This is a genomic window from Cupriavidus sp. 09_S30 (genome assembly GCF_056930435.1).
The window spans coordinates 1555770-1565382 of record NZ_JBXOWI010000001.1; the positions used below are offsets into that span (position 1 = coordinate 1555770).

The following is a 9613-nucleotide window of genomic DNA, read 5'->3' on the forward strand; positions in this document are numbered from 1 at the left end:
AAGTCCCCGAAGGCGTCCGACGCCGCGCAGTCGTTGGCTTAGAAAGGGCAGGGCATAGCGCTGCGCCGAATTCTCGGCGGCCACGATCAGCGGCGCTTCACAACCCGCATTTCTCTGCAACAAGCCAGCTTCCCGTCACTGATTATCACGAGCCAAGGTCGCTCGCCGTCCTTGAAACGCCGGCAGGCGCCAGCCGAAATAGAGCGATGCCAGCCGCACGACGACGCAGGCGAGCGTAGCGAACCACGGTGTCCACCAGGCCGTCCAGCCTGCGTAGGAGAACCCTACCTGCACCGCCGCGCCAAGCAGCGCGGCCGACGCGTAGATCTCGCGCTCGAGTATGGCTGGCACGCGTGAGAGCAGCACGTCGCGCATAACGCCGCCGCCGACCGCGCTCACGATGCCCAACAGGATCGCGAACTCCGCGCTATGGCCATAAGCGAGCGACTTCTGCGCCCCCGAGACGGCGAACAGGCCAAGCCCGATCGCATCGAAGAGCAGCACAGGCTGGCGCAGGCGGCGGACCTGGGGATACGCGAGAATCGTGACCACGCACGCAGCGAGCGAGGTGGCCAGATAGTGCCAGTTCGAGAGTCCGGCGGGCGGGATGGCACCGATGCAGACGTCGCGCACGATGCCGCCGCCGCACGCCACCATGAACGCGATCGAGGCGATGCCGAACAGGTCAAGCCGCCTTTGTCGCGCGGCAACGGCACCGCTGATGGCGAAGGCGAAGGTGCCGATCAGGTCGAGGACGGTGTAGACCGCGTGGGAATTCACGATGATCTGCCTCAGTGGACGAGCCAGGCGCCGGCTGCGCACAGCATGGCTTCGAGGCCGGTACGCAGTGTCGGGTCGAGCGTCGGCGCGAACTGGGGCGAGTGGTTGCTTGGGATTCTGTTGAGTGTCTTCGCCGCTTTCGCCTTCGCATAGGTCTCGGCGTCGGTGCCGCCGACGAACCAGAAGGCGTATGGCACGTTCCATTCGCGGCCGAACACGCTGAAGTCCTCGCTCGCGGCGGCAGGTTGTGTCTCGTAGGCCCGCTCGCCGAACCACTCTTCGAACGCCACTTGGAGTCGTTGCGTGGTGGCGCTGGCATTGACCGTCATGGGGTAGCTGCTGAGCGTCGTGAACTCCGGCTCGCGCGGCGCATTCGACGCCATGCACTCGGCGCAGCAGATGCGACGGATCGCGCCCAGCATGTACTCGCGCACGTCCTCGTCGAAGGTGCGCATATTGAGCTTGAGGGTCGCATCGTCGGGAATGATGTTCTCTTTCGTGCCGGCCTGCAGCGCACCGACCGTCAGTACCGCGCTCTGCCGCGGGGAGATCTCGCGCGACACGATCGTCTGCAGGCGCAAGGTGGTTGACGCAGCCATGATGACTGGGTCGATCGACGTCTGCGGTTGTGAGCCATGCGAGCCGCGACCGAACAGCCGGACCTTCAGGCTGTCGCCCGCCGAAAGGATCGTGCCGGAGCGATAGCCTACCGTGCCCGCGGGGCCGACCATCACGTGCTGGCCCAGGATGACGTCGGGCTTGGGAAAGCGCGACATCATGCCATCATCGATCATGCTGCGCGCGCCGCGGCCCACTTCCTCGCCGGGCTGGAACACGGCAAGCAGCGTGCCGTGCCATGCATCACGATGCTCGGCCATGAGGCGCGCCACGCCCATCAGCCACGTAACGTGCAGGTCGTGCCCGCACGAATGCGCCACGCCTACCTCGATGCCATCCTCATCGGTCATCCTGATCGTGCTGGCATAGGGCAGTCCGGTGGCTTCCGCCATCGGCAGCGCATCCATGTCGGCGCGCAGCATCACTGTGGGGCCCTCGCCATTGCGCAGCACGGCAACGACGCCCGTGACGCCGACGTTGCGTGTCACCTCGTAGCCGAGCTTGGCGACATAGTCCGCCACGATCGATGCCGTGCGGACCTCCTGCATGGACAACTCCGGATGCTGATGCAGATCCTTGTAGATCGCCTCCAGTTCCGGCAGAAGCGCGTCGATCGCGCCTCCCATCGCTTCGATCCAATTCGACATGGACGGCTCCTTGTCGTTACCGTGTACGCTGCAACCGGGGCTGCATGGCGACACAATCAATCGGGCGCGGCGGGTGACTCGCCGCTCATCAGGTTGTTCGACAGCTTGTCCAGCAGTCGCTCCAGTGTTTTGCGCTCGCTAGTCGTCAGCGCCTTGGCCAGATCGACCTCCAGCGCCAATCCCAACACCTCCGACGCCCGCGCTACCTCGAGACCGTGCGCCGTCGCGCGCAGCATGACACTGCGCCGGTCAACCGGATGCGTGTTCCGGCTGATCAAGTCCCGCGCTTCCAGCTCGGCAAGCACCTTGGAGAGCAGCGTTTTCTCGACCAGCGTACGCTGCGACACCTCCTTGGGCGTCGAGTCCGGCTCAGTGCACACGAGGCGCAGCACGCGCAGCGCGCGCACATCGAGATTCCAGCGCTCGCGGTAGGCCACATTGGCGCGATCCATCAGCAATGCGCTGGTCAGATCGAGCTTGAAAGTCAGGAAGTCCGAGTACACCGCTGCTCCAGGATCGGGGGCACGCCTTGCGTGCCCAGCGAGGCGATTATAGGCATATAGTTGAAAAATTCAACTATATTGCGTGGTGGGTGTAGCGGGCCTCACACGCTCCCGGACGTCTGTGGCGTTTAGTGCTGGCCCGTGAAATAAGCGTCGCAGGGCAAGTCCGGCGTGGGCGTCGATCAATGCTGGCGTGACGGCGCGGCCACGACCCATTGCAGCCAGAGCAGGGCGATGGCCGAGAGGGCAACGGGCGGAAGGATCAGCGACGTCACGGTTCCCCAGCCGAATGTGGCAAGCAGGCTGCCCGAGGCGAACGAACCTACAACCATGGCGCCAAACACGACGAAGTCGTTGATCGACTGCACGCGGGCGCCTTCCTCCGCCGTATGACAGGTCAGCACCATCGCAGACGCACCGAGGAAGCCGAAGTTCCACCCAAAACCGAGCAGAACCAGCGCCATCCAGAAGTGGCTGACCGACATGCCGCTCATGCCGATCACGGCGGCCAGGGCGGTCAACACCAGGCCGGCCAGGATGATCGTGGATTCGCCGAAGCGGGCGATCAGGCGGCCCGTGAAGAAGCTTGGTGCATACATCGCGATGACATGCATCTCGATGCCGTAGTTCGAATAGAGGCGCGGAATGCCGCACAACTCCATCGCAAGCGGCGCGGATGTCATCATGAAGTTCATCATCATGTAGCTGACCACGCCGCAAAGCATGGCGACCACCAGTCTTGGCTGACGAAGGATCTCGCGAATCGGCCGGCCCGCCTTGTGGCGCGATCCGGCCGGCGCTGCCTGGAACCGGATGCCCCGCAGCACGAGCGCAGACGCGGCTGCAATGCCGGCGGAAGCCAGATACGTCACCGCATAGGCATAGGGTGGCCAGAGGTTCATGGTGGCGGAAACCAGTTGGGGGCCCAGGATCCCGGCCGCGACACCACCGGCGAGCACCAGCGATAGCGCGCGTGGTTTGTCTTCGTGGCTGACGCATTCGGCGGCAGCGAAGCGGAAGGTCAGCACCACGGCCGCATAGGCACCGCCGAAGAGCATAGAGATGCAGTACAGCGTGAAGGATTGCGCCACCAGCGCGGCAGCCGCCAGCAGTCCGACGAGGACACCGCAGGCATTCCCGGCAAGAAAGGTGACGGGCCTGCCGAAGCGGCGAGCCAGCGCGCCAGCCGGCAGCGTCGACAGTGCCATGCCTACTACGAACAGCGAGATCGGCAAGGTGGCAAGCTCTGGCCGCGGCGACAGCATATTGCCGATGATGGCGCCAGTGGCATAGACCACCGTTGAGTTGGCTCCTGCTAGGGCCTGCGCGATGGCGAGCCGGGCGACAGACGAATTCGAATACATGGGATGCGGGGGAATTGGGTCAGGTTGCGCGCGGGGTCATGGTCAGCACCATCCGGAACTTGACGTCGCCATGCTTCAGGCGCTGGTACGCTTCAGCCGCCCGCTCCAGCAGCATTGCGCTATCTCGCAGAGGAGGGAAAAGGCCAGGGCGCCCATGCTTGCGCCTGGCCATGAGCGATTACGCAACCTCGTAAATGCGTACGTCGGGCGCGGCTTCGAGCAGCGGCCTGAGTCCGCTGACCACGTCGGCAGTGAACAACTCGCTGTGCAGATAGGCGTTTGCGTTCTCCGCAGTGTCAAAGCCGTGCAGGACTTGCACGTCGTCGTCACGGACCAGCAGTTGCTTGGATGCGGCTCCCTTGATGGTGTTGAGGAATGGCGCCTTGTACTGCTGATAGATGCCTGCCGCGGCGGCCCGGTTGTCCTGGTGGATCCTGAGCGTGATCTGCAGATAGACCATGGTGTTTCTCCTTGTTAGCGATGGATGCTTGGCGTTGGAAATCAGTTGCGGCCAGCCATGACGCCGCCATCGACGTCCCAGATAGCGCCGGTGACCCAGCTCGCCTTTTCGGACAGCAGGAAGGTGACCGCTTCGGCCACATCCTGCGGCGTGCCGACTCTGCCAAGCGGATGGAAGCTGTTGAAGCCCTGAAGCGCGCTGGCGACCTCGTCCTTCGGGATAAAGCCTTCGTAGATCGGCGTCTGCACGACCGCTGGCGAGACGGCATTGACGCGGATGCGCATCGGTGCCAACTCCATGGCCAGGTGCTGGGTCAGCGAATGCAGGCCGGCCTTGGCCATGGAGTACGCTGAAGAAGGCGTAGCCGCGATTGCCTGCCTGGCCCACATTGATCCGATGTTGACGATCGCGCCCGGACGATTTGCCGCGACCAGGTTTGCGGCGACCTTTTGCGTAATGAAAAAGAGCGCCTTGTTCAGCAACATGTACTGGTCGTAGTCGGCGTCCTGGTGTTCCAGGAAGGGCTTCGGGAAGAACACACCGGCCGCATTGACTAGCAGGTCGATGTCCGTGTGCTGCTCGTCGATTGCCTTGAGCAGCGTGGCAAGCCCTTCGCTGCTGGACAAGTCTGCGGCCAGCGCAGTGACCTGGCCGAGTGCGGCCAGTTCCTTGCGGGCTTCTTCGGCCTTGTCCGGCCGGTTTCCCACGATCACCGCACTGCCACCTTCGGCCAGCACATTCCGGGCCGTCTGCAGACCCATACCGCTGGTGCCGCCGACCACCAGCAGCTTCCTGCCTTTGAATTGCTTGTTCATCCTTCATCTCTCTGTCCGGTGGACGACGAGCGAGAAAGAAAATCTGTTGAGTCAAGCTTCCTGCTCGATGCCCACCTTGGTGCGCGCTTGCGATCGGCAAGCGCTATGAGATGGATTCTTGGCTATCCTTTCCTGGCTGACAAACGAGATAAACTCTCTCGTATTGAAAGAAAATCTTTAGTGATGAAATCGCCTGTACATCTGAACGCACTGCGCGCTTTCGAAGCCAGCGCCCGGCACCAGAGTTTTTCCGCTGCGGCGGCCGAACTCCACGTCACGCCCGCTGCGGTCGGTCAGCTCGTCCGTACGCTGGAGGAATGGCTTGGGGTGCCGCTATTCCATCGGGCTTCAAGCGGGCGAATTCGGCTGATTCCTACCGAAGCGGCAGAACGGGCGTTGCCGGACATCCGGGCCGGCTTTGACAGGCTCGCGCTGGGCCTGGATCGACTGAAGGAGGGGGCGACAAGCGGGGTGCTCACGGTGACCGTCAGTCCGGCCTTTGCTGCCAAATGGCTGTTGCCGCGCGTCGACAGGTTTCAGGCTGCATGGCCTGATATGGACGTACGCCTGGAGACCAGTCTCAAGCCAGTCGATTTCCTTGCACAGGGCATAGATATCGGCGTGCGCTACGGCACGGGAGTATGGCCTGGCCTGACGGCCGAGAAGCTCATGGGCGAGGAGGTCTATCCGGTGTGCTCGCCCAAATTACTGCGCCAGCGCAGTGTGAAACGGCCGGATGACCTGGCGGGAGAGGTGTTGATCCACGATCTGTCGATGGAGGGCCACGCGGGCTTTCCGTCTTGGGATGCGTGGCTGCGCAAGGCGGGTATCAAGGAAGCCGTCACGACTCGTGGCATGAAGATCAACAACTCCGCGGCTGTCTTGCAGGCCGCGGCTGAAGGGCAGGGCGTCGCGCTTGCTCGCAGCGTCATGGTGCGCGACGACCTGGCAAGCGGGCGGCTTGTGCGCTTGTTCCCGGAAATCAGCTTTGCGTCGCCTCTTGCCTATTTCGTCGTCTATCGCAGCGAGTGTTCCAATCTTCCGAGATTGGTCGCCTTTCGGGATTGGTTGCTTGAGGAAGCGGCCGGTGGAAGTCCGATTCCTGATATTGAGTCTTAGACGTCCTAACAAGATGATTCCCTGAGATGGTGCCAGCAGATGATGCGGCAAGCCATTTTCAGGAAGGCTTCATGAATCGTGACAAGTCGTTCGAAGCGAACACGCAAACGCTTGAAGTTGTGCAGCCAGGCGATGGTTCGTTCGATGATTCAGCGAGTCTTGCCGAGGCCGTTGCCGCGCGGTTGATCTCGCCTTTTCCACCTGTCGTCCTATAGTTGGTGTAGCCCGGCGGCAGCGTCTATCCAACACGCGTCGACAAAGCGGAGAAAGCCATGATTGGAATAGTTCGAGGCATAGGCATCCCAGTCACGCTTGTCTCTGCCCTCTGCCTCATGGGATGCGCGCTCGGAACCCGACAGCCGACGCTGATTTATCCCCCCGCGAGCGACTCCGGTGAAACCTCCGTTGCTCACGCGGCGCCGAAACCTTCCTCGAAGAACATTCAAATCGTTCTCAATCCGTTTACCGACCAGCGTACAGACAAGAGGGTTGTGGGCACCGTGAGAAATACCTTCGGAATGCACACGGCTGATGTCATTCCGACAAATAGTGTTCCAGACTGGGTTCTGCAGGCCATTAAGATGGAGCTACAGAATAACGGCTACACGGTCAGCAGCGGAACATCTGAAGACAACTCGACAAGCCAGAGCGTAGTGGTTTCGGGTGAGATTTTGAACGTATATTGCGATATGTATTTCAGTTATACGGGCCAGGTTTCTCTCATTGCCAGGGTCAGCAAAGGCGGAAAAGAACTCTTCAACAAGCACTATGCAGGGGAGGGTTCGGCAGGATTAGCCATTGCGATGACTAGTGAATCCTACGCACAATCCTTGGCGCTAGCCTTATCCTCCGCTCTCAAGCACTTCGTTGCCGATTTGGACAAGAGCCTCTCAGCCGAATAGATTTGTCTAGGCTACCGTCACCTCCGATCCGGTCGCTCACCGCTTGTCTGCTGCCGCGTCCAGCGCGAAATCCTTGATCAGCATCTGCTGGCTCGCGCGCAGGATTTCTTCCGCGAGTTGGGGATCCGCGCTGGCCACGGAGCGCGACAGGATGACCGCGCCAACCATCTCGTTGTAGAACGCGATGGCCTCCCGGCGCGTTTCGTCGCCGTCGCCGTCGCCGCGCCCCGCGCGCTGTTCCGCAACGAGTGCCGTCAGGGTGTCGAACATTTCCCGCAGACCCTTCGCGAAGTGCACCTGCGCCTCATGGCCCAGCCGGCGCACGTCCGAAGTGAGGCCGGCAACGGCGCAACCATGCTCGATATCGCTGCAATGCGTTCCTGACAGGTAGTAGTCGATCTGTCGCCGCAAACGGTTGCCGTCCGGCCCGATTGGCGCGGCGATGGCTTCATTCAGGTCGTGATTGGCCTTGCTCATGGCCGTCGCCACGACTTCGGCCGCCAGCGCCTCCTTCGATTCGAAGTGGTTGTAGAAACCACCCTGGGTAAAGCCTGCCGCCTTCATCAGCGCGCTGAGGCCGACACCATCGATTCCGTGCGCGCGGAACAGCTTCTCCGACGCCGCAACGATGGCCTTGCGGTTCTCCACCGCCTGCTGCTTCGAAACGCCCATCGCCCAGTACTCCTTTGCCTTTGTGCGGTTGTCATCTCAAGTATAGCGCCTCCGATGAAAAGACAATGGTGATCGACCTTGACATTCCGGCATCGGTGGACAAAACTCAATGTTAATCACCATCGTGTTTCGACCTCACAGCGCGGGTACCTCTATGGACATCGAACGTCACCAGCCCTTGCTCAACCCGTTCCGACTCGGGGACCTGGAGTTGCCTAATCGTGTCGTCATGGCGCCGCTGACGCGGATGCGTGCGGCGAATCCTGATCTTGCCCCGACCGCTTTGCATGCCGACTACTACGCCCAACGGGCCTCGGCCGGGCTGATCGTCAGCGAAGGCGTATTTGTGAGCCCCGAGGCAGTCGGCTGGGCAGACGTGCCCGGACTCTGGAGCGACGTGCAGGTGCGTGGCTGGCGCGCGGTGACCAACGCCGTGCACCGCGCGGGCGGGCGGATCGTTGCGCAGCTCTGGCATGCCGGTTCACTGGGGCACCCGGATTTCCACCCGGGCAAGGCTCCGCTTTCGGCGTCAGCGGTCAACCCCGGGCAGCAGAGCGTGACGAAGACTGGCAAGAAGGACACCGTCGTCCCGCGGCCCATGAACAAGGACGACATCCGCCGCACGGTCGCCGATTTCGGGAGGGCAGCGCGCAACGCGATCGCGGCAGGGTTTGACGGCGTGCAGATCCAGGGTGGCTATCACTACCTGTTCAACCAGTTCCTCAATGTCCGTACCAATCTGCGCACGGACGCTTACGGTGGCTCGACGGAGAACCGGGCCCGTTTCCTGTTCGAGGTCGTGGAACGGTGGCCGAGGTTGCCGGGGCGCACCGGACCGGAATCAAGACGGGGCCGGCAACCTCAGAAACCGGGGCGTTCATCTCCACTGACGAAACGCTTGCCACCGCCGAATACGTGATTGGCCGGCTCAACGATTTCGGCCTCTCCCATCTGCTGCTGATGGGAGCGATGGCCGACGTGTCGGCAACGCCGCTGGCCTCGCTGGGCGGAGACGGAATGTTCCGCCATTTCCGCAAGCTCTATCGCGGCAACATCATCGCCAATGTCGGCATCGACCAGGAACGGGGCAACGCGCTGATCGGGGCCGGACTGGCCGATATGGTCGCCTTCGGCCGCCCGTTCATTGCCAATCCGGACCTGCCAATGCGCTTCGCCATTGACGCGCCGCTTGCCGACATCGACTGGACCAAGGTCTACGGCCCGACGGCCGAGGGCTATGTCGACTATCCCGCCATTCAGGCCGTGCCGGCATGAGCTGCCGACATGACGTGCCACCGCGCCCATACAGGCTCTCAGGAGAACCAGCATGACTACCACCGCCCAAGCCGCAAACAAGGCCCTCGTGCTCGAAGCGTTTGACACGCTGTTCAACCAACGCGACTACGCCGCCGCCGCGCAATTCTGGTCACCCGACTACATCCAGCACAGCGCGCATATCGAACCGGGCCGTGACGGCCTGTTCAACCTCATCAAGGCGTTGCCGCCGGCCTTGCGCTATGAGCCGGGCGTGATCGTGGCGGACGGCGACTACGTGATCATCCACGGCCGCTTTTCCGGCCACGGGCGTCCCGCCGCATGGATTGCCGCAGACATCCTGCGCATCGAGGACGGCGTGCTCGCCGAGCATTGGGACGTGCTGCAGGACGAGGCCACGGCGGCCGAATCGAAGAGTGGCCTGCCGATGTTCGGCAACAGTTTCCCGCACTGAGTCC

General features: G+C 62.5%; 12 protein-coding genes and 1 pseudogene. 5 read left to right on the forward strand and 8 right to left on the reverse strand.

What is annotated here, in order from left to right; translation table 11 throughout:
• Positions 1–135: 135 nt before the first annotated feature.
• The 6 genes from AC1Z3O_RS07485 to AC1Z3O_RS07510 form a co-directional block, all read right to left on the reverse strand.
• Positions 136–780 (reverse strand): trimeric intracellular cation channel family protein, encoded by a 645-nt coding sequence (locus AC1Z3O_RS07485; RefSeq protein ID WP_483514822.1) that lies wholly within the window; start codon positions 778–780, stop codon positions 136–138.
• 11 nt (positions 781–791) lie between these two features.
• A complete protein-coding gene (locus tag AC1Z3O_RS07490) occupies positions 792–2045 on the reverse strand; it encodes a M20 family metallopeptidase (RefSeq protein ID WP_483514823.1) in 1254 nt (417 codons plus the stop codon).
• Between the two features lie 56 nt (positions 2046–2101).
• Entirely contained in the window at positions 2102–2548 is a 447-nt protein-coding gene (locus AC1Z3O_RS07495; RefSeq protein ID WP_483514825.1) for a MarR family winged helix-turn-helix transcriptional regulator, read from the reverse strand.
• Between the two features lie 182 nt (positions 2549–2730).
• Entirely contained in the window at positions 2731–3912 is a 1182-nt protein-coding gene (locus tag AC1Z3O_RS07500) for an MFS transporter (RefSeq protein WP_483514826.1), read from the reverse strand.
• A 178-nt stretch (positions 3913–4090) separates the two neighbouring features.
• A complete protein-coding gene (locus AC1Z3O_RS07505) occupies positions 4091–4372 on the reverse strand; it encodes a hypothetical protein (protein ID WP_483514828.1) in 282 nt (93 codons plus the stop codon).
• A gap of 41 nt (positions 4373–4413) precedes the next feature.
• Complete coding sequence (locus AC1Z3O_RS07510; RefSeq protein WP_483514829.1) at positions 4414–5187, reverse strand: SDR family NAD(P)-dependent oxidoreductase; 774 nt, start codon at positions 5185–5187, stop codon at positions 4414–4416.
• A 183-nt stretch (positions 5188–5370) separates the two neighbouring features.
• On the opposite strand from AC1Z3O_RS07510, the gene gcvA reads away from it, so the two are divergent.
• Positions 5371–6306, forward strand: a complete 936-nt coding sequence (gene gcvA / locus AC1Z3O_RS07515; RefSeq protein ID WP_483517540.1) for a transcriptional regulator GcvA — start codon at positions 5371–5373, stop codon at positions 6304–6306.
• 5 nt (positions 6307–6311) lie between these two features.
• Here the strand turns inward: gcvA and AC1Z3O_RS07520 are convergent.
• Positions 6312–6503 (reverse strand): annotated as a pseudogene (locus tag AC1Z3O_RS07520) (IS5/IS1182 family transposase); the annotation flags it as partial.
• Between the two features lie 75 nt (positions 6504–6578).
• On the opposite strand from AC1Z3O_RS07520, the gene AC1Z3O_RS07525 reads away from it, so the two are divergent.
• Positions 6579–7208: a YajG family lipoprotein gene (locus tag AC1Z3O_RS07525; protein WP_483514831.1), complete on the forward strand. Its 630-nt coding sequence runs from the start codon at positions 6579–6581 to the stop codon at positions 7206–7208.
• Positions 7209–7244: 36 nt separating this feature from the next.
• Here AC1Z3O_RS07525 and AC1Z3O_RS07530 read toward each other — a convergent pair whose 3' ends face one another.
• A complete protein-coding gene (locus AC1Z3O_RS07530; RefSeq protein ID WP_483514833.1) occupies positions 7245–7880 on the reverse strand; it encodes a TetR/AcrR family transcriptional regulator in 636 nt (211 codons plus the stop codon).
• Positions 7881–7989: 109 nt separating this feature from the next.
• Between AC1Z3O_RS07530 and AC1Z3O_RS07535 the strand changes: the two genes are divergently transcribed.
• The 3 genes from AC1Z3O_RS07535 to AC1Z3O_RS07545 are packed head-to-tail and all read left to right on the forward strand — an operon-like array spanning position 7990 to position 9609.
• On the forward strand, positions 7990–8799 hold the full coding sequence (locus tag AC1Z3O_RS07535) for an oxidoreductase (RefSeq protein ID WP_483514835.1): 810 nt from the start codon (positions 7990–7992) through the stop codon (positions 8797–8799).
• Complete coding sequence (locus AC1Z3O_RS07540; protein ID WP_483514837.1) at positions 8796–9155, forward strand: hypothetical protein; 360 nt, start codon at positions 8796–8798, stop codon at positions 9153–9155. Before AC1Z3O_RS07535 ends, AC1Z3O_RS07540 begins: the two co-directional genes overlap by 4 nt.
• A 52-nt stretch (positions 9156–9207) precedes the next feature.
• Positions 9208–9609: a nuclear transport factor 2 family protein gene (locus tag AC1Z3O_RS07545; protein ID WP_483514839.1), complete on the forward strand. Its 402-nt coding sequence runs from the start codon at positions 9208–9210 to the stop codon at positions 9607–9609.
• The last annotated feature ends 4 nt before the right edge of the window (positions 9610–9613 follow it).